Annotated in this window: 16 protein-coding genes; 9 read left to right on the forward strand and 7 right to left on the reverse strand. The window is 39.2% G+C overall.

The genetic code is table 11. The features are described 5' to 3' along the window. Positions 1-133 precede the first annotated feature (133 nt). From B4A24_RS14325 to B4A24_RS14335, 3 genes are all read left to right on the forward strand, one after another. Positions 134-1,987, forward strand: coding sequence for a DNA topoisomerase IV subunit B (locus tag B4A24_RS14325; protein ID WP_172396501.1), 1,854 nt, complete (start codon positions 134-136; stop codon positions 1,985-1,987). Positions 1,988-2,022: 35 nt separating this feature from the next. Further along, the gene (purU, locus tag B4A24_RS14330) at positions 2,023-2,865 is read left to right on the forward strand and encodes a formyltetrahydrofolate deformylase (protein ID WP_293945816.1); all 843 of its coding nucleotides are present in this window, start codon (positions 2,023-2,025) and stop codon (positions 2,863-2,865) included. Between the two features lie 84 nt (positions 2,866-2,949). After that, positions 2,950-4,728: a hypothetical protein gene (locus B4A24_RS14335; protein ID WP_293945817.1), complete on the forward strand. Its 1,779-nt coding sequence runs from the start codon at positions 2,950-2,952 to the stop codon at positions 4,726-4,728. A gap of 101 nt (positions 4,729-4,829) precedes the next feature. Here the strand turns inward: B4A24_RS14335 and B4A24_RS14340 are convergent, their stop codons facing one another. The 3 genes from B4A24_RS14340 to B4A24_RS14350 form a co-directional block, all read right to left on the reverse strand. After that, a complete protein-coding gene (locus tag B4A24_RS14340) occupies positions 4,830-5,735 on the reverse strand; it encodes a class I SAM-dependent methyltransferase (protein ID WP_172396498.1) in 906 nt (301 codons plus the stop codon). Between the two features lie 181 nt (positions 5,736-5,916). Further along, positions 5,917-6,675 (reverse strand): ABC transporter ATP-binding protein, encoded by a 759-nt coding sequence (locus tag B4A24_RS14345; RefSeq protein ID WP_288812974.1) that lies wholly within the window; start codon positions 6,673-6,675, stop codon positions 5,917-5,919. Positions 6,676-6,684: 9 nt separating this feature from the next. Continuing rightward, a complete protein-coding gene (locus tag B4A24_RS14350) occupies positions 6,685-7,419 on the reverse strand; it encodes an MlaE family ABC transporter permease (RefSeq protein ID WP_172396496.1) in 735 nt (244 codons plus the stop codon). Positions 7,420-7,663: 244 nt separating this feature from the next. Here B4A24_RS14350 and B4A24_RS14355 point away from each other — a divergent pair, with 244 nt between their 5' ends. Together B4A24_RS14355 and ispG are read left to right on the forward strand one after the other, a co-directional pair. Then, positions 7,664-8,611, forward strand: a complete 948-nt coding sequence (locus B4A24_RS14355) for a LiaI-LiaF-like domain-containing protein (RefSeq protein ID WP_172396495.1) — start codon at positions 7,664-7,666, stop codon at positions 8,609-8,611. A 45-nt stretch (positions 8,612-8,656) separates the two neighbouring features. Further along, entirely contained in the window at positions 8,657-10,663 is a 2,007-nt protein-coding gene (gene ispG, locus B4A24_RS14360) for a (E)-4-hydroxy-3-methylbut-2-enyl-diphosphate synthase (RefSeq protein WP_293945818.1), read from the forward strand. Positions 10,664-10,745: 82 nt separating this feature from the next. Here the strand turns inward: ispG and B4A24_RS14365 are convergent, their stop codons facing one another. After that, on the reverse strand, positions 10,746-11,177 hold the full coding sequence (locus tag B4A24_RS14365) for a T9SS type A sorting domain-containing protein (RefSeq protein WP_293945819.1): 432 nt from the start codon (positions 11,175-11,177) through the stop codon (positions 10,746-10,748). A 259-nt stretch (positions 11,178-11,436) separates the two neighbouring features. Between B4A24_RS14365 and B4A24_RS14370 the strand changes: the two genes are divergently transcribed. Together B4A24_RS14370 and rlmF are read left to right on the forward strand one after the other, a co-directional pair. Beyond that, positions 11,437-13,383, forward strand: coding sequence for a KUP/HAK/KT family potassium transporter (locus B4A24_RS14370; protein ID WP_293945820.1), 1,947 nt, complete (start codon positions 11,437-11,439; stop codon positions 13,381-13,383). 76 nt (positions 13,384-13,459) lie between these two features. Further along, positions 13,460-14,371: a 23S rRNA (adenine(1618)-N(6))-methyltransferase RlmF gene (gene rlmF / locus B4A24_RS14375; protein WP_293945821.1), complete on the forward strand. Its 912-nt coding sequence runs from the start codon at positions 13,460-13,462 to the stop codon at positions 14,369-14,371. A 55-nt stretch (positions 14,372-14,426) separates the two neighbouring features. Here rlmF and B4A24_RS14380 read toward each other — a convergent pair whose 3' ends face one another. Both B4A24_RS14380 and B4A24_RS14385 read right to left on the reverse strand, forming a co-directional pair. Then, positions 14,427-16,121 (reverse strand): amino acid permease, encoded by a 1,695-nt coding sequence (locus tag B4A24_RS14380; RefSeq protein ID WP_293945822.1) that lies wholly within the window; start codon positions 16,119-16,121, stop codon positions 14,427-14,429. Between the two features lie 78 nt (positions 16,122-16,199). After that, complete coding sequence (locus tag B4A24_RS14385; protein ID WP_293945823.1) at positions 16,200-16,883, reverse strand: ACP phosphodiesterase; 684 nt, start codon at positions 16,881-16,883, stop codon at positions 16,200-16,202. Positions 16,884-16,986: 103 nt separating this feature from the next. On the opposite strand from B4A24_RS14385, the gene tyrS reads away from it, so the two are divergent. Beyond that, positions 16,987-18,267: a tyrosine--tRNA ligase gene (gene tyrS, locus B4A24_RS14390; RefSeq protein ID WP_293945824.1), complete on the forward strand. Its 1,281-nt coding sequence runs from the start codon at positions 16,987-16,989 to the stop codon at positions 18,265-18,267. A 104-nt stretch (positions 18,268-18,371) separates the two neighbouring features. Here tyrS and B4A24_RS14395 read toward each other — a convergent pair whose 3' ends face one another. After that, positions 18,372-18,881, reverse strand: coding sequence for a GNAT family N-acetyltransferase (locus tag B4A24_RS14395; protein ID WP_293945825.1), 510 nt, complete (start codon positions 18,879-18,881; stop codon positions 18,372-18,374). Positions 18,882-19,153: 272 nt separating this feature from the next. Between B4A24_RS14395 and B4A24_RS14400 the strand changes: the two genes are divergently transcribed. Beyond that, a complete protein-coding gene (locus B4A24_RS14400) occupies positions 19,154-21,889 on the forward strand; it encodes an FtsK/SpoIIIE family DNA translocase (RefSeq protein ID WP_293945826.1) in 2,736 nt (911 codons plus the stop codon).

Below are 21,889 nucleotides of genomic sequence, written 5' to 3' on the forward strand. Positions count from 1 at the left end.
AAACATTTCCCCGGAAATCCAGCAATTTTCTGAATATTATCAAAACCAGCCAATATCTAAAAAATTTAGTCTTCCATACTACAAATCGTGGTTTATTTTTTATACTTTTGTTAGCTAAGTTCTACATAAATTTATGAGTACATATAACGAAGACAGTATTAGGTCCCTGGATTGGAAAGAGCATATCCGCCTTCGTCCGGGAATGTACATAGGAAAGTTGGGGGACGGTTCGGCCTACGATGATGGCATCTATGTTTTATTGAAAGAAGTTGTCGACAACTCGATTGATGAGTTTGTGATGGGCGCCGGTAAAACCATTGATATCACCGTAAACGAAAACAAAGTTTCAGTACGCGATTATGGCCGGGGAATTCCAATTGGATCTGTCGTAGATGTAGTTTCCAAGATCAATACAGGTGGTAAATATGACAGCAAAGCCTTTCAAAAATCTGTTGGATTAAACGGTGTGGGTACAAAAGCAGTCAATGCATTATCCAGCCAGTTTACGGTACAGTCATACCGTCAAAATATAACACGTATTGCGCAGTTTTCCAAAGGAGAATTGGTGAATGACGAACAGAAAGACACCACACAACGCAATGGTACATCCGTAACATTCTATCCAGACGATTCTATTTTCAGAAATTACAAATACCGTTCCGAATTTGTAGAGAATATGATCTGGAACTATGTTTTTCTAAACTCAGGTCTTACCATTAACTTTAATGGACAGAAGTTTATTTCTGAGAATGGATTAAAAGATTTATTAGAAAGGAATATTGATGCCGAATCCATGCGCTATCCAATCATTCACCTGCGTGGAGATGATATCGAGATTGCAATGACTCACGGACAACAGTATGGTGAAGAATATTATTCCTTTGTAAATGGTCAACACACAACCCAAGGGGGAACACATCAAGCAGCATTTCGTGAGGCTCTTGTAAAAACAATCCGTGAATTCTACAAAAAAGAATTTGATGCATCGGATATTCGATCCTCAATTATTGGTGCTATCGCTATCAAAGTGCAGGAGCCGGTTTTCGAATCCCAAACAAAAACAAAACTGGGCTCCCAGAGTGTCGGTCCCGAAGGCCCTACTGTAAGAGGGTTCATTAATGACTTTGTCAAAAAAGCGCTGGATGATTACTTGCATAAAAATCCAAGTACAGCCGATGCACTTCAAAAACGTATTCTTCAATCTGAACGGGAGCGTAAGGATATTGCAGGAATCAAAAAACTAGCGAATGAAAGAGCTAAAAAAGCATCTTTACACAACCGAAAATTACGTGATTGTAAAGTCCATTTCAGCGATAAAAACGAACGTAACCAGGAAACTACGCTTTTCATAACCGAAGGTGATTCAGCATCAGGTTCAATCACCAAATCACGCGATGTGCAAACACAAGCGGTTTTCAGTTTAAAAGGAAAACCACTAAATTCTTATGGCATGTCTAAAAAAATCGTTTATGAAAATGAAGAGTTTAATCTCTTACAACATGCGCTCAATATTGAAGATGGACTAGATGGGCTACGTTATAATAATATCGTTATCGCTACCGATGCCGATGTTGATGGAATGCACATCCGTCTGCTATTATTGACGTTTTTCTTACAATTTTTCCCCGATCTGGTCAAAGCAGGACATGTATCTATCCTCCAAACACCATTATTCAGGGTGCGGAACAAAAAGGAAACGATCTATTGCTACTCCGATGAAGAAAGACAAAAAGCGATTGCAAAACTAGGGGCGAAGCCTGAGATCACTCGATTTAAAGGGTTAGGTGAAATATCACCATCCGAGTTTGGCCTCTTTATCGGAAAAGATATCCGTCTTGACCCCGTCATTTTATCAAAAGACAATAAGATTCAACAATTATTAGAATACTATATGGGTAAAAATACACCGGATCGACAAAAGCATATTGTCGAAAATCTACGTGTAGAAGTAGACCTTGAAGAAGAACTAACAAAAAAAGCGGGTTAAATTAACCCGCTTTTTTGCAACCTACGACCAATTTCATGCAAAACCAAACCTTAATTCTGATCCAATGTCAAGATGCCGTTGGATTGGTAGCCAATATTTCCAATACACTAGCAAAATATCAGCTTAATATCATTACGATGCGGGAGTATGTTGATGAAGAAGCGAATAAATTCTTTGTTCGTGTTGTCTGCAACGGTTTATTTCCAGACCAGACACAGCTTTCCAATTCCTTGGCCGAAGTGCTTCCCCCCTCTGCTCAGATTCAAGTTAATCCTAGCAATCGAAAGAAAATTGTTGTCCTTGTCACCAAAGAACATCATTGCCTGGCAGATATCCTGGTTCGGCAACATTTTGAAACCTGGGGTGCAGAAGTACAGGCAGTCATCGGTAATTATGATACCCTACGTTCGTTTACGGATAAATTTGAGATTCCATTTCATTGTATTTCACATGAAGACCTGTCGAAAGAAGATTTTGAAAAACAGTTGATTGCGCAAATCAAACAATACACTTTTGATTATATCATTCTAGCCAAATTTATGCGCATCCTCTCCCCCCTATTTGTTGCGACATTCGAAAATAAGCTGGTCAATATCCATCATTCATTTCTACCTGCATTTATTGGAGCGAATCCCTACAAGCAGGCACATTCACGAGGGGTAAAAATCATTGGTGCAACAGCTCACTTTGTCACCGACCAACTTGATGAAGGGCCTATCATTGTTCAAGATGTGCGCCACGTCAATCATAATTACACCGTTAAAGACATGGTAACTGCAGGAAAAGAAATTGAAAGAGCAGTTTTAAGCAGAGCCATCCGTCTATTGAGCGAGGACCGTGTTATGCTCAACGACTATAAAACCATTGTATTTGAATAGTGATCACAATCATCACTTTAGCCCTGTAGTCATTATTTTTTAATCGCGTTATTCTTGATTATTTCGTAAAAGAATTATTTAAGAATGACGCACACTTTTCATATCCCTGTATTAGGACTTGCCTTTTCGATCGACTCGGCAATCAAGGTTGCCCGTTATGGGATCTCAACGGTCATGTCTATTGTAGACGATGAGCTCATCGAGCGCATCCGGGCCTATTACTGCAAATTAAACCAAATTACCTATCATCCGGTTCACAGTAACGAACAAGATTATAGGGCTAACCGAATCACAGCTTATCTCGATCTCGTCAAAACCTTGGTGGACGGCCAAGTAGAAAAGCTAAAGCAGCAATCGTTTACCGAAGATTCTGAATTGACTGGATATTTTGAGTTATTACCGGAGTCTCATCCGGCCAGGCCGATCTATCATGCCATGCAAATTGAAACCAACACCGTAATCAAAAAGCAGCTTCAGGATTTATTGACCACCTATGTAAAGCCCGGTGAAATTGATGTTAATATCATGTCCAAGGTCGATAAACTGAATTTCAAAAATGGGGTCGCCTTAGACCAAAAATACTCTGATGCACTCGCTGCGCTACGCGGATTCGCCAATTCAACGCTACATTCATCCGTTATTCTCTCCGCGGGAATGAACCCACATTTATACGCCTATCTTGCTGAAATACCTGTATTTTTCCCAAAAGGCGACAGCACTTTTGATAAGAAAGTCGTTTTAAAAGTCAGTGATTTTAGATCGTCTCTTATCCAGGCTAAATATCTCGCAAAAAGAGGCGTTTGGGTATCTGAATTCCGTGTAGAGTCTGGATTGAATTGTGGTGGGCATGCTTTCGCAACCGATGGTTTTCTATTGGGGCCGATCCTAGAAGAATTTAAAGAGAAAAAAGAGCAATTACAAAAAGAACTCTTTACCATTTATCAGAACTATTGGGCAACGCAAAAAATACAGCTAACCATTTCGCCCCAGATCAGATATACCGTACAAGGCGGAGTAGGTACGGCTACGGAACATCAATTTCTATTGGATTACTATGAATTTGATGCCGTAGGCTGGGGTTCACCATTTCTAATGGTTCCGGAAGCTACTACTGTTGACAAGGAAACATTAATAGCGTTGGAAAACGCTACAAAAACAGATTTCTATTGTAGTGGAGCATCGCCTTTAGGCGTACCATTTAATAATTTTAGACCAAGTAGTGCTGAAAAGCTACGATTAGAGCGCATCCAAAAAGGAAGGCCAGGAAGTCCCTGCAAAAAGAAATACCTCATTGCCAACATGGAATTTGGAGAGAAACCGATTTGTACAGCTTCGCGTGCTTACCAGCATCAAAAAATCCAAGAGTTACAACAAAAAATATTGCCAGCTGAAGAGTATAACAAGGCATTCGATAGCATCATCGAAAAAACCTGTCTCTGTGAAGGGCTCGCTGCTCCGGCTTACCTCAAATACAACATTCAACAACATAAAGAGCAGACGGCTGTTTCTATTTGCCCCGGCCCAAATCTGTTCTGGTTCAGAAAACAATATTCCTTAAAACAGATGGTTGATCATATTTACGGCCGGTTATCTATCTTAACGCACGCTGATAGACCCTTTGTGCTGATCAATGAATTAAATCTCTACATTGATCATATCCAAAAATATATCACGGACAATAAAGGTCAGTTCAATGATAAAAAAATAAAATATGTGACCAAATTCAAGGCTCAATTAGAGGCAGGAATAGATTACTATTGTAAACTACAACAACAGCCCTTATCCCTACCTAAAAGTATCGCGCAAACGATGCCATTTCAGCTGGAAATGGCGACCATCCGTTTAAATAATATTTCTATATGAAGCTGTTATTGGCCGCAAAAAATAAACGCGGGGCATCCATTTGATGTCCCGCGTTTACATTAATAACTTTAAGCGCTATTTCAACGGTAAGAATTTAAGAATTATTGCGCAGTTTTACGGAATTTCCCGAAAACACCCAATGGCAGTTTTGGTCCCGCGGTAGCCTGCAGAAAAAGCTCTCCAATTTCTAAATTTTCTACCTTTGGAAAGGCCGTTTTGATTAAATTCTCAACAATGACCGAAGAGAAACCCAATGAATACGTATTCAAGATCAAGAAATGTTCTTTGGGATCCAACAATTGAACAACCTCAGTCATCATTTCCATAATATGGTCTTCAAGCTTCCACTTTTCTCCTTTTGGTCCATGTCCGTATGCTGGTGGATCCAAAATAATACCATTATACGTATTTCCACGTTTCAGCTCACGTTTTACAAACTTCAATGCGTCTTCAACCACCCAACGAATATTATCCAGATTGGAAATCTCCATATTTTCATTGGCCCAGGTAACCACTTGTTTTATGGAATCGACGTGTGTCGTATCTGCTCCAGCGGCCTTGGCTATTAATGAAGCCCCCCCCGTATAAGCAAAAAGGTTTAAGACTTTGGGTTTCTCTGTCTTAAAAGAACGGACAGATTCCGAGATATAATCCCAATTGACAGCTTGCTCAGGAAATATCCCAACATGCTTAAACGAAGTAAGCCCTAATCTAAATTTGATTGCGACATCGTCGTTTTTATATTGGATATGCCAACGGTCCTGGATTTTCGGATTTTTTTTCAACCATTCTCCGGAAGTAGCTGAGCGCCCCTTAAATTTGATATGATATCGTTTGTTCCATTCTGCATCGCTTAAAGCTTTGGGCCATACAGCTTGTGGTTCTGGTCTAATTAATATTAGATCGCCAAAGCGTTCTAATTTTTCAAAATCACCACAGTCAATGAGCTCATAGTCCTTCCAGTGTTGTGGGGTCAATAGTTGTATATTCGTTGTTGCCAAAATCAAAATTTTCCGACAAAACTACGCTAAATTTCTTTTATATTGAAATTTAGCGTACACTCATCCTCCGTAGAAATAAAATTCCATACATTAAAAAAGGAGAAAAACATATAATCAAATAGCTTCACGACGTCCCAAGACATCAACAGTCTAATCCAGATTTAAATAAGGTGTATCATTTAATCTTTTATTGCCCCATAGAGGCTTTGGCACTTTTCATCAACGGGCTCGCGAACACAAAATTATTTAATTCCTCAACATCTGATCGCATCATATCCTTATTGGATCCCTCCCAAAATTTCTGTCCCTGATATAAGAACAAAATATACTCACCGATTCCCATAACAGAATTCATATCATGGGTAACAACGACCGTTGTGCACTTTAATTCTTGGGTAATTTTAAGTACCAATTCATCAATTACAATAGACGTTTCGGGATCTAGGCCTGAATTGGGTTCATCACAGAAAAGATATTTTGGATTCATACTGATTGCACGCGCAATGCCAACCCGTTTTTTCATTCCCCCAGATAACTCTGCAGGATATAACTTATTTCGTCCTTCTAGGTTAACCTGCTCCAAACAATGGTTCGCACGATCTAATTTCTCCGATTTGGACATATCAGTAAACATATCCAAGGAGAACATGATATTCTGTTCTACCGTCATTGAATCGAACAAGGCTGAATTTTGAAAAAGCATACCAATTTCTTTACGTATCGGTACGCGTTCTTCAAAATTCATCCGGGTGAAATCCGTTTGATCAAACAATACTTTTCCCTTTTCTGGATGGTGTAATCCAACAATACATTTTAATAAGGTACTTTTCCCCGAACCGGAGCCGCCAATAATTAAACTCACTTTCCCGGGTTCAAAATTAGCGCTAATTCCCTTCAAAACATGGTTATCACCAAAAGATTTGTTTATATTTTCAATTTGAATCATAGGATTTTTTTAAAGCATTAATGCCGTAATTACATAATCCGCTGCTAGGATGGTAATACAGCCCACCACGACGGCTTCGGTACTCGCTTGCCCTACCTCGAGCGCCCCACCTTTCACTTTATATCCCTTATACGCCGATACTGACGTAATGATAAAACCGAACACAACAGCTTTTACGAGCGCTACGGTGACGGTAAAGCCATTAAAATTATCTTGAATACCTAAAATATAATCTGCAGGTGTTACAGCGCCAGATAATGAGCCCCCCAATAGCCCTCCCACTAATGCACATACGATCGCGATAATAACCAACATAGGAATCATAGTCACTCCGGCTAATATTTTAGGCAGGATGAGATATCCTGGAGCATTGATGCCCATAATCTCCAAGGCATCAATCTGCTCGGTCACGCGCATTGAACCAATTTGGGAAGAAATCGACGAGCCAATTTTCCCCATCAATACCAATCCCGAAATCGTAGGCCCTAACTCTAAAATATTTGAATCCCTATTAATAGAACCAATAATCGAATTGGGAATAAGATCAGAAACCATCTGAAAAGCGATCTGCATCGTCATTACCGCTCCAATAAAAGTTGAAATGATCACAATAAGTCCCAAAGATCCTATTCCAATATCGGTCATGGTCAGTATGGTCTCCTTCCAATAGATACGCCCTTTCTCTGGTCGTTTAAAGACTGACTTGAGCAGTATAAGATAAGCACCAATGTGATGAAAAATCATATTATCAATTTAAATACTATGTATTACAAGCACCAAACTTTATGTTTGGCCCGCGTATCCACTAAAGGTAATTAATTCCGCCAAATATATAAACAAGCGAAAACCTAAAAAGTAGGAGAAAATTAAAATTACTTACCGACCATTTCGTCACATTTACCGAATTTTTATGTATAATAGCCTAATCTTTCATACAGTGTCTAGCAAAGCGATTTACTTTTGGGGTACATAACAAACGGAATTAGTCATGAATACACAACGTATAACAACTGGAATTACAATTCTCTTTATAGGAATTGTCTTATTATTATCCCAGCTTAACAGCATCTCTTTCAATTGGGTTGGAATTTTCCGATATTGGCCATTATTCATTGTCCTTGCAGGAATACGTATGTTGGTACCTAAAGATCAACAAATAGGACAGTTTATTGCTATCGGTGCTACTGTAGTCATCTTAGGATTTCTTACTTATATCGGTTTGTCTACTCCCAAAGAACCACTATTAACGCAATTGTTAAAAAATAAGGGCGTACATATAGATATGGACGATCCAAACGATAAGACCGCGTATACAACACAAAAACTACAGGTCCCTTTGGACGATAAAATCCAACGGGCATCGCTAGACATCGATCTCGGAGCAACATCATTAAAGAACGATAGCGCGACAACTTCTGCAATATTTACCGCTTACAATACCTCTGATGATTATCTTCTAGGTATGACTACGCGTGGGGAATCTACAGATAAGATCAATATTAACTTAAAAGGTAAATTTAAAGACAAAGATTTTAATAGTAAAAACAACAATACGCATATCGCACTCAATCCAAATATTGTATGGAAGCTGAACTTTGATATCGGGGCAATTGATGCCAATTTGGACCTTTCAGCTTATAAGATTGAGCTATTGGATGTTGACGCCGGAGCGACAAGTTTAAAGCTCAAACTTGGTCAACCTTTAGCGACGACCAAGATCGCTCTGGACGCCGGGGCCTCCTCCATCGAAATCGCAATTCCTAAAAATGCAGCGTGCCGTATCACAAGTGATAATGCATTATCGTCCACAGATTATGAGGGTGATTTCTTAAAAACTGAGGGCTTAGTCAAATCCACTAATTACGACGCTGCAGCACAAAAGTTTGATTTTGATATTAATGGTGGGATTACATCCATAAAAATTAGAAGATATTAATTGACAACGAATTTTTAGTCAATAAAAGCTAACTTTGTGTTATATATGAACACAAGTAATATGTTGAGTTTACCAGGAATCTATTGTAATTCCAAGGTAGATTATTCGAGATGGAAAACGAGGGAAATTCAGATCGGTGATGTCCCTATGGGTGGAAACAATCCAATCCGTATTCAAAGTATGACGACGGTGGATACGATGGATACCCTAGGTTCTGTCGAACAAACCATTCGAATGGTAGAAGCAGGCTGTGAATATGTTCGTATCACTGCCCCAAGTATTAAAGAAGCCCAAAATCTAGCAAATATAAAAAGTGAACTTCGGAAAAGAGGTTATCATGTGCCCCTGGTGGCGGATATCCACTTTACGCCTAATGCTGCTGAAGTGGCGGCCCGCATTGTCGAGAAAGTCCGGGTCAACCCGGGTAATTATGCCGATAAGAAGAAGTTTGATCAGTTATCCTATACTGCGGAGCAATATAAATTGGAGCTAGAACGTATCTACACAAAGTTTGCACCGTTAGTAAAAATTTGCAAAGAGTACGGCACTGCCATGCGTATTGGTACAAACCATGGCTCTCTCTCGGATCGAATCATGAGCCATTATGGGGATACACCCGAAGGAATGGTCGAATCCGCGATGGAATTTATCCGGATGTGTGAAGATCTTAATTTCCACAACCTTTGCATTTCAATGAAATCCTCTAACCCGCAAGTGATGGTCCGAGCTTACCGTTTGCTGGTTGAAAAGATGGTTTCTGAAAATATGAACTATCCCCTCCATCTTGGCGTTACAGAGGCTGGTGATGGCGAAGACGGCCGTGTAAAATCTGCGGTGGGGATAGGCACACTTCTGGAAGATGGACTTGGAGATACCGTAAGGGTCTCCCTGACCGAAGAGCCGGAACTCGAGGCCCCGGTAGCGATTGCATTGGTCAATCGCTATAGTAAGCGAAAAGCTGCTTTGGCCATTCAACCAAAACAAGAAATCGTACAGCTCGCAGCAGATCAGCCAACTGCGCCTTATCAGAGTCAAGAGGTCAATACTTTCATAGGTGGCTCACTGGTACCGAGAATTGTCGTAGATATAGCAAATGAAAATCTGAAAGATGCCCAAATACTTACAAAAGTTGGTTATCGTTATGATGTATTGTTGGACAAATATCATATGGGAGAACAATCCGTAGATTTTGTTTATCTGGGAGATCATTTGCCATCGTTTAATATGCCAGCGAATTTAAAACAGGTATATAATTTTGCAACTTGGTCCAAACTAAAAGACAAAACAAATATCCATCCGCTCTATACATTGAAAGAATTTGTACAAACGGACAATAAGGACCGCGTTTTGAATATGGTAAAAATTCGTAATACGGATTTAACGAGTCCACTCTTTGAATCATTACCTTTAGACAAGACCGTTGTATTTATATTAGAAACTGATCATCTACACGGAATGGCCGATCAACGGCAATTTTTTCGAAACTTGCAGGAAATCGGCATTGATAACCCCGTCATTATCAAAAGGTCATACCCAAAAGATGATTTTTCCGGACCTATTGGCGAATTTATGAATCCGGAAGAACCAATCTCAAAAATACAGTTGTACACCTCCACGGATATGGGGGCTTTATTAATTGATAGTTTAGGTTCGGGTATCTGGATTGATTCTCCGGCCACACCATTAGAAAACATAGCATCACTTTCCTTCGGCATATTACAGGCAACCCGTTCAAGGATATCGAAAACAGAATACATCTCTTGTCCAAGCTGTGGAAGAACGTTGTTTGATCTCCAAGAAACCACTCAAATGATCCGAAGTCGTACCAATCACCTTAAAGGCTTAAAAATTGGTATTATGGGCTGTATCGTGAATGGCCCTGGTGAGATGGCTGACGCAGATTATGGATATGTAGGCGCAGGCCCAGATAAAGTAACCTTATATAGGGGACAAGAAGTCGTCAAGAAGAACGTAAGCTCCGCGCAGGCATTGGACGAACTGATCAAGATCATCAAAGATGATGGGCTTTGGATTGATGAGCTACAGGAATAAATAAAATAAGGAAGGGGATCNNGATCCCCTTCCTTATTTTATTATTATGTCGATTTTATCAATCGAGTCTTTTCGAATAGAATTAGCGCACAGAAAATCTTTTAACGACAGTCTCAGATCCTGCAACTACCCGTGCAAAATAAAATCCAGTTGTTAGTTTTCCGCCATGTTCAAAAGAAAGGTTTTGAACACCGGCATCAAGATTGCCATTCATCAGTTGTAAAATTTCATTTCCTAACGCATCCATGACTTTAATAGATACACTAGATGACTTTGCCAATTTAAATGAAAGATTGACCTGCTCAGCAATGGGATTATAGAATACTTTAACGTTATTAATCAGTTTCTCTGAATCCTTAGCGGTATTATCACCAAACACATCTTTACTATCCCAAGAAGCTTGCGAATAAGTATAGTCATCAGGAGACATCGCATACACTCGAACTACCCCGCTACACAAGGTGAGTGCGGTAATAAGTGTTAAATAAGTTGCTCTAAGTAGATTTCTCCTCATAGTGTTAAATTAGACTTCAAATATTGGTTACGGTTTAATCAAATATAACGCTAACTATTTGAATTATCAACAACAAAGTTACTATTTTGTTTAAAAGTTTTTTAGTGAAAAGCATGATCTAAAGATTCTTTTAACAAATTTTAACAGCTATTGCGCATGTCAAATGAAATGCTAAAATTTGGCGCAGAAAATGTACATGCTTAAAGTACAGGCAAAAAGTATATTTTTGCAATATATTTTGAAATAAAATAATAATTAAATGACAGATAACAGTCATCACAACAGTATCAATAAGGTAAGTTTTGCTGGATTATTGATCAGTTTAGGAATCGTGTTTGGAGATATCGGAACCTCGCCGTTATATGTCTTCAAAGCAATCATGGGACAGGGCGCCATTCAAAAAGACCTGGTTTTGGGCGGCCTCTCCTGCGTCTTTTGGACACTGACACTTCAAACAACCATCAAATATGTCTGGATCACGCTACGCGCGGATAATAAAGGTGAAGGTGGAATTCTTTCACTTTACTCTTTAGTTCGCAAGCGAGCACCATGGTTAATTTTTCCAGCGATGATAGGTGCAGCGACATTGTTAGCAGATGGGATGATTACACCAGCCATCACAATATCTTCTGCGATAGAGGGCTTGGACATCAAATTCCCAGGCCTGCCAACAGTGCCGATTGTCGTAACAATTATTTCGTTACTTTTTATTATTCAACGGTTTGGAACTTCTGTTGTAGGAAAAGTATTCGGTCCATTGATGACAATATGGTTCTCCATTATTGGCGTCCTTGGCCTATCCCATATCCATTTGGCACCGGAAGTAATGAAAGCAATCAATCCCTATTATGCTTTTCATATTTTAATAACCTATCCCCACTCGCTACTCCTGATTGGTGCAGTATTCCTTTGTACAACAGGTGCCGAAGCATTGTATTCCGATATGGGGCACTGCGGTAAAGCAAATATTCGTATCAGTTGGATCTACGTCAAAATTACATTGATATTGAACTATTTTGGTCAGGGAGCATGGTTACTGACACAAGAAGGCCGGGTCTTAGGGGGTGAAAACCCATTTTACTCCATTATGCCAGATTGGTTTATCGGTTACGGTATTGCTATTGCGACCATTGCCGCCGTAATTGCCAGTCAGGCGATGATATCCGGATCCTACACGCTGATTTCAGAAGCTGTACGTTTAAATATATGGCCCAAGGTCGCTATTCGCTACCCAAGCGAGCATAAAGGTCAATTATATGTGCCATCGATCAACCTAATCCTCTGGGTTGGATGTATGATCGTTATCTGGGTGTTTGAAGAATCAAGCAAAATGGATGCTGCCTATGGCCTTGCCATTAATCTAACGGTATTGATGACAACAGTTTTAATGGGCTATTTTCTTGCCATGAAAAAAGTAAATCGTGTGATCATTGGCATTTTCTTGGTCGCTTATTTTGTGATAGAATTAACCTTCTTGGTTGGTAATGGTGTAAAAATTGCGCATGGAGGCTGGTTAACGCTATTATTGGCAATTGCTTTGTTTGGCACAATGTACTGTTGGTATACCGCACGTAAGATTAAAAATCGTTTTGTTAATTTTATCAATATCAATAAATACTATCCGATCATATCAGAGTTGAGTGAAGACAAATCCGTACCACCTTTTGCTTCACATTTGGTATACCTGACTAGCGCTAATTTCAAATCTGAAATTGAAGCTAAAATTATTTATTCCATCATCAATAAAAAACCTAAACGTGCGGACGTCTATTGGTTGGTCCACGTCGATGTGATGGATCACCCACATACAAGAGAATACTCCATTGATCAACTTATCCCAGGAAAACTGATTCGTATTGACTTTAAATTAGGATTTAGGGAAGAACAGCGCATCAGTCTACTTTTCCGAAAAGTCGTCGAAGATATGGTTAAAAAAGGCGAAATTGATATTACAAGCCAATACGATACCCTGCGTAAACACAATATTCCAGGAGATTTCAAATTTGTCGTACTGGAGAAGGTATTATCTAAAACCAATCAAATGTCCTGGATCGAAAAAGTGATTATGGACATTTATGGATACTTGAAAAAAATGAGTTTATCCGAAGAAAAAGGATTCGGTTTAGATTCCAGTTTTGTCACCATTGAACGAGTTCCATTGAACTTCCCGCAAACGTCAGAGGTTCACCTCATACGAAAAGATTAGTTCTTAAAAGGTGATGCAAATGCATCACCTTTTTTATTCAGTATAATTGCATTACTTTTGTTGCAAATATTATATCATGGCAGACGCTAATCCAACAAAGAAATTACACCCTCGAAATAGACATCTCGATAACTACAATTTTGACGAACTTAGTAAAATCGAACCTTCCTTAAAAGATTTTGTTACGGTAAATGCTTATAAGCTCAAAACAATTGATTTCAACAATCCGGAAGCTGTTAAAATATTAAATCAAGCACTTCTAAAAAAATACTACCACATCCAACATTGGGATATTCCAAAGGAAAATCTCTGTCCTCCTATTCCGGGTAGAGCAGATTATATTCATTATGTTGCGGATGTGCTTGCCAGAGATAATAACGGTGAAATTCCAAAAGGAGGTAAGGTAAGGGTGCTAGATATCGGTGTGGGAGCCAGTTGTATCTATCCCATTATTGGTCACCAAGAATATGGCTGGAGTTTTGTTGGTTCCGAGGTTATAAAAAGAGCTTATAAAAACGCTATTGAGATTACCCGTACCAATATGAGCTTAAAAAAGAACATCCAAATACGGTTACAAAACAATCCAAAAGCAATTTTCAAAGACATCATCCTTCCTGATGAAAAATTTGACATGATCATTTGCAACCCACCATTCTTCAGTTCGCAAACGGAAGCATTACAGCAATCTGTACGTAAAACTACTGGTATAAAAGATGCCAAAATAGATGAGGCTACTATTGTCCAAACGTTTTCAGGACAAGGCAGTGAGCTTTGGTGCGACGGTGGAGAGAAAGCCTTCTTGACACGTATGATATTTGAAAGTCAGTTCTATAGAGATCAGGTAAAGTGGTTTTCCTCATTAGTTGCTCACCGTGAAGATGTTCGCTTTCTGCAGCATAAACTAAAGAAAATCAATGTAAAAGAATCTGAAGTTATCCGTATGGAACAAGGCAACAAAGTAAGCCGAATCCTTTTGTGGAGATTTTAAATAACAAAGGAGCTANNTAGCTCCTTTGTTATTTAAAAACATTATAATTCCAATTTTAAGCAGATGTTGATCTATTTAGCTTGGAGTGTTTATAACCATACATAAAATATACCCCTAGACCGATTACCAACCAAATTACAAAAATAATCCAATTACTGGCACCGAGTTCAGTCATTAGATAGAGATTAATCAATATCCCGATAACAGGCAGGAGAGAGAAATTCATTTTAAAGCTATAAATGCTCAAACCGAACCATGTTAACCAAAATATGATTACCAACATTTTATGTTCCACAATTTCCAGAAGGGAAAGTCTTTTCCACTCGTCCAAGGTATCCTGTCCATAAATAGCGACACAAGCAATCGCGATGATTAGCCCTGTGCCTACTAGAAATTTACCGTTGATGTAGGGAACTTTAAACTTAGATTTCGCCGATAATCCAGAATAATCCATATAGAGAACACCTGCACAGACTAATATAAATGCAAAGAATGTTCCTACACTTGTCAAGTCAACAAAAAAGTCCATCTTGAAGAATAGCGAAGGAATAGCTACTACGAGCCCCGTTACAATTGTAGCAAAAGAAGGTGTTTTATATTTCGGGTGAATTGTCGCAAATTTCTTCCATAACAATCCGTCCCTACTCATTGTCATCCAAATCCTTGGTTGAGCCAACTGATAGACCAGAAGAGCACTTGTAATGGCAATGACAGATGTTACGGATATAATCCCGGCCATATGGTCAAATCCTACATACTTAAATACAAAAGCTAGTGGATCTTTTACGTTAAGTTCAGTATAGTTGACCATTCCAGTCAACACTATGGTAATAGCAACATACAATACGGTACAAATCAACAAACAGTAAATCATTGCTTTGGGCAGGTCTCGCTGTGGGTTTTTACATTCCTCCGCCGTTGTGGAAATCGAATCAAATCCGATAAAAGCAAAAAATACGGCAGCAACGCTCCCAAGTACACCCTCTAAGCCATTTGGTGCAAAAGGAGTCCAGTTTTCAGGCTTTACATAAAATATCCCTCCAAAAATAACCGCTAGGATTATTCCCACTTTGATCATCACCATGATCATGCTCGCCTTTTGAGATTCCTTGATGCCTATATAAACAAGCCATGTGACCAAAAAAGTAATTACCCCTGCTGGCAAATCAAATATAACAGGCATTCCACCAATTCGCGGCGCACTGTTAAAAGCTGCAAGTCCTTGCTGATCAATAGCGGTAAGGCTTGCTATGCCATGCTGATTCATTTTATCTACTGCATCAAAGGCATAACCCGGAGCCATGGAAAGCCAGGCCGGTATATGTAAACCAAACCCTTCCAGCATAGAAACAAAATACTGTGACCAGGAGATGGCAATAACCGTGTTTGAAACCGCATATTCCAAGACCAATGCCCATCCTATAATCCAGGCGAACAGTTCACCAAAAGCCACATAGGCATATGTATAAGCCGACCCAGAGACAGGCACGGTACTCGCAAACTGTGCATAAGCAAGAGCCGTAAACACGCAGGCAAAAGCGGTAAAAATAAATAGCAAAGAAACAGCGGGTCCACCTTCATAACTCGCTAACCCGATGGTGCTAAAAATTCCAGCGCCCACAATAGCGGCTATGCCCAATGAAACCAGATCGGTTACTCCCAAAACCTTCGCGAGGCCAGTTCCACCCTCTTTTTGGGTATCCAGTAGGATCTGATCAACACTTTTCTTTCGAAAAAGTCTATGTGACATGTAAAAATAGTTTTATGCGTAAAATTATGCGAAAATAAATATTTTCAAGGTCTTATACTATTGGTATTTTTCGACGGACTAATTAAAGTCGACTAATTCGTAATGAATATACTGGTAAATTTCCTGATAATCCCCCATATGATGATGTAAATAGGAAACCAATTGTTCCGTCAATAATTGGCGCTGATTCTCCTGAATTTCAAATTGCCACAACCGTTTACAGATATTGAAAAGTGCACCTGCAATCTTCTCCATATGCGCATAATCATAGAGATATTTCCACTCAATGAATTGATGGTAAAATTTGTCGAATTTAGGAATATCGCTTAATTGATTTATTTTCAAAAATTTTCGCACAGCATCTTCATTCACTTGAGACATTGCAGCATACAATTTATCAATAGAAACAGCCCTTTGCTGTGTCAGAATATGATCCAATAAGAGTTCCAAAGCAATATGTGCCATAAAGGAAGGCCGAATAGGTAATCCCTCCAAACTTGACTGTATCTGCAACTTTAACTGATGAGTATGATGAAAAAAGTAGGTCGAATTATGAAAAAGACGGTCGACCTCGATGTGACGGTTCCAGCCGATATAGAGCTGTTCCAGCAAGGGATTATCCAGCAGCTCATTTTCATATTGCCTGGGTTTGAGCACAAAAGTTTTATCTGCATTTTTTAATAGATCGGGCAACAGCCCGCCGACAATTCGCTCGGGATTGGTTGCAAACCGCTCAAAATAAAAATGTGACAAAAAATTCATATTAGCTTATTAGCGTGTGCTTTTATATGGAATTATTCGCTCAATATACGCTTAATCTCCTATCTTTGCATCTTGTAAATTAAAAAATTAAATCCATTTAACAATGAGCTTTGTAGAAGAATTACGTTGGAGAGGCATGTTGCAAGATATTATGCCTGGAACTGAAGACTTACTGAATAAAGAAAAAGTCGCTGGCTATATTGGCTTTGATCCCACAGGAGACTCTCTACACGTAGGACACTTAACTCAGATCATGACATTGATCCACTTCCAAAACGCCGGACATAAACCAGTTGCATTGGTTGGTGGTGCAACCGGAATGATTGGGGACCCTTCTTTCAAATCTGCAGAGCGTAACTTACTTGATGAAGCAACCTTACAACATAATGTTGCGTGTCTGAAAAAACAGTTAGGCAAATTTCTTGAATTCGGAGAAGGTGAAAATGATGCCAAAATGGTTAATAATTACGACTGGTTCAAAGATTTTACTTTTTTGGACTTCATTCGTGATATCGGTAAAATGATCACCGTCAACTATATGATGGCAAAGGATTCTGTAAAAAAACGTTTAGAAGGAGACAATGGTCTATCCTTTACAGAATTCACCTATCAATTGATTCAAGGTTATGACTTTTATTACCTGTGGAAACACCACAATTGTAAAATACAAATGGGCGGATCTGATCAATGGGGTAATATTGTCACAGGAAGTGAAATGATCCGTCGTCAGGATCAGGGAACAGCTTACGCCATTACGACGCAATTGATTAAAAAAGCAGATGGTCAAAAATTCGGAAAAACAGAATCTGGAGCTGTATGGCTAGATCCCAAGAAAACTTCGCCTTATAAATATTACCAATTCTGGTTAAACACCTCCGATGACGATGCGAAAAGCTGGATTAAGATCTTTACACTTAAACCACAGGCAGAAATCGAGACGATCATCGCAGAACATGATGCTGCACCACATTTACGCCTTGTCCAAAAAGCATTAGCGAAAGATATTACGATTCGCACACACTCCGAAGAAGCTTATGAAACCGCGATTAAAACCTCAGAGTTTCTTTTTGGCAATGGCACATTGGAATTTTTAGACAACTTAGATCACGAAGCCGTATTGGATGTGTTTGAAGGTATTCCTCAATTTCAGATAACAAGAGAAGATCTAAAAGCAGGAATCAATATCCTTGATCTTTTGGCTGTCAATACACAGGTTTTCCCTTCAAAAGGCGAAGCACGTAAAATGCTCCAGGGGGGCGGTGTATCTATCAACCGTGAAAAAGCAGTCGATATTGAACAAGTCATTACTGAAAGTAACCTCGTTAACGATAGATATATTATTGCACAAAGAGGCAAGAAAAACTACTACTTGATTATTGCATAACCAAACAGTAGCGCTGATCAACAAAAAAATCCTTCTGACAGTGTCAGAAGGATTTTTTTGTTTTGTTAATAGTCGTTACACATCCTTATAGGGCTTCAAAAGCTCTATTTTAAAAGTTTTTCAAAGGCTCGGCGCGAGGCCCCACGAAAATGCACTTCTCCACAATACTGATACCCTAACTTATCAAATACATGTAACATCCCCCCATTATCAAAATTCGTATCTACTTTAATACTATATATACCATTATTAATGGCTATTTCCTCAACTCCTTTCATAATGGCTGTACCGACACCTTTTATATGGGGATCCTGCGCAGAGGCCAAGCGATGAACACCCACATATTCAGCGTCACTAAGCCATTTACCATCAATATCATTGTAAGCTGGTTCAATATCAAAAATAATGGCTACGTAACCGATTATTTTGTTGTCAAGCTCCACGACATATCCATATCCCTTATCGAGATCAGACTGTACAACATCTTCATTTGGATAACCATCCTGCCATTGTCTACTGCCCTGTTCTTTTCGTAGGGTTATCGCCTGTTGTATAATTTCCCAGATCCTACCTTTGTCTCCTTGTTCTGCTTTCCGTATTTGAAACTTATTCATAACGCCTTAATTTGATCAGTAAAACTACATAATTTACTTTAACGGTAAAAGTCAGCCGAAATCATATCATCCTTTCCAGTTGGCCCAACTTTACAGCGAATCTTTTCGCAGGGCATAGTATTTGCTTGATATATCTCGCTATTGTCATTTAATAGCCTATCTGAAATTATTCGTTTACGAAAAAAATACAAACTTAAAATAATAGTCTTCATGATCTTCAAAATACTATCAAAATAACTAAGTTTGTAAGTAGTATAATTGTGAGCTTTTCAATGTCAAATAAAGGAAATACATTTAGGCAGGCAGGAAATTCAGTTTCCGGCAAGCGTGCCCCATTAAAAGAATCGGCAACATTTAAAAAGGAAAAAAGTCAAAAACCCAGCGTCCCTAGAGATTATTCTGATGCTCAGCAGAAGACTGTCAAGATTCTAGGGATTTTGTTGATTGTACTTTCGTTGGCGTTTGCCACTGCTTTTGTTTCCTATCTTTTCACATGGGAAGATGATCAAAGTTATATCGCCGGCACAAATGGCGGTTGGGGGACACTTTTTAGTTCTTCCGAAGAAATTCATGATGAAGCTGTCGAACTCCCGGTTGTCGACAACAAATTAGGTAAATTCGGGGCCTTACTTGCTAACCAGTTTATGTATGAATGGTTTGGTGTGGCCTCTTTTCTCTTTATTCCAGTATTATTCATTTTGGGCTATCGCCTATTATTCAAAAAATCATTGCTTCCACTCTATCGCACTATCGTATATTCGTTTGTGGCGATTGTTTTTATTTCAGTGACATTGGGATTCTTACATGGGTTTATGGCAGACACACCGCACATGTTGGAGGGTAAATTCGGGTTTTGGACCAATAAATTACTAGAAGCACAGGTTGGTATTGTTGGGGTTGGTTGTATTTTAGCCTTTGCTTATCTGACGACATTGATATTGCTGTATAATTTAGATTTTAAATTTGTGTTGTTTAGCACTAGAAAGTCCAAATCCTTATCCGAAGATCTGGAAGAGGAAAACGATGAGGATGCTTACACGACTAATAATTTGAGAACCAAAGTCCATGTCGAGGATGATTCTATTCAATCGGTTAGAGAATCTTTCCAACGACCAACCTCAATAAACGAAAGGTTCCAATCCAGCCGGCCGACAGATTTACAAGAAGAGCTTGAGCGACCTGCTTTTACACATCATCCGATCCCCGAGGTACAGATAGATCCGAAAGACAAAGTGATTCTTACCTTCGATGACAGTCCATTGGAACGTACTGAAATTACACCGTCCGTTAGTTTCACAATTGATCAACCGGATGAGAATGTGGAAGAACAAGCTTTCCCAAGTGATCGGGAAAACCAGAATTCAACCCTAACAATGGTGCCTCAGCCAGAGCCGGAAGTACCTATTGAAGTTGCCGTCGTCCCAGGTTTGGTTGTCGAAGACATCAAAGAAGAAAAAGAAATTACAGCAAGTGATCTCGTTGCCCAATTTGGTCAATATGATCCTAAACTTGATTTATCGGGCTACCAACATCCTACGCTTGATTTATTAAGAGATTACGGAAGTGGTAAAATAACGATCAATCAACATGAACTTGAAGCAAACAAAAACAAGATTGTTGATACATTAAGAAATTATAGTATAGAGATCGAAAGCATAAAGGCAACCATTGGCCCTACTGTTACCTTATACGAGATTATACCCAAGCCAGGTGTACGGATTTCAAAGATCAAAAATCTAGAGGATGACATTGCCTTAAGTCTTGCAGCACTTGGCATTCGGATTATTGCGCCAATGCCTGGAAAAGGAACCATCGGTATTGAAGTACCGAATTCGAGCCCAGAGATGGTATCCATGCGATCTGTTCTAGCGACCGAAAAATTCCAAAGAACAGATATGGATCTACCGATTGCATTAGGCAAAACCATTTCGAATGAAGTTTTCATTGCCGATTTGGCGAAAATGCCCCACCTTTTAGTTGCTGGTGCGACCGGTCAGGGTAAATCCGTTGGTATCAATGCGATTTTAACATCCTTGTTATATAAAAAACACCCTGCTGAGCTTAAATTTGTGCTCGTCGATCCTAAGAAGGTAGAACTTTCTTTGTTCAAAAAGGTTGAACGTCATTTCTTGGCAAAACTACCCGATGAAGAGGAAGCGATCATTACAGATACAAAAAAGGTTATTAATACATTAAACTCACTTTGTATCGAAATGGATCAGCGTTATGATCTGTTAAAAAATGCACAGGTTCGTAATTTAAAGGAATATAATGCAAAATTTATCAATCGCAGATTAAACCCTGAGGAGGGTCACCGATTCTTACCATATATCGTTCTTATTGTTGATGAGTTTGCCGATTTGATGATGACTGCAGGAAAAGAAGTAGAAACTCCTATTGCGCGATTAGCCCAGTTAGCCCGTGCTGTCGGAATTCACTTGGTCATTGCTACCCAACGTCCTTCAGTCAATATCATTACAGGTACTATCAAAGCCAACTTCCCAGCACGTCTTGCTTTCCGTGTGTTATCAAAGGTAGATTCGCGAACAATCTTAGATACAGGCGGAGCAGATCAGTTAATTGGTCGCGGGGATATGCTTCTGGCTACTGGAAGTGATTTGATACGTATTCAATGTGCATTTGTCGATACGCCTGAAGTTGAACAGATTTCCGATTATATCGGAGCACAACGGGGCTATCCATCGGCATTTATGTTACCGGAATATGTGGATGAAAACGGAGAGGGATCAGGTAGTGTAGATTTTGATCCAAAAGATCGCGATCAATTGTTTGAAGAAGCGGCTCGTTTGATTGTTATGCATCAACAAGGTTCTACATCTTTGATTCAACGTAAATTGAAGTTGGGTTATAATAGAGCTGGACGAATCATCGATCAATTGGAAGCCGCCGGAATTGTCGGCCCATTTGAAGGGAGTAAAGCACGCGAAGTCCTTTATCCAGATGAATATTCATTAGAACAATATTTGGAGACGCTAAGAAACAATTAA

It is taken from the genome of Sphingobacterium sp. UBA7249 (genome assembly GCF_002472835.1).
In the GTDB taxonomy this organism is placed as follows: Bacteria; Bacteroidota; Bacteroidia; order Sphingobacteriales; family Sphingobacteriaceae; genus Sphingobacterium; species Sphingobacterium prati.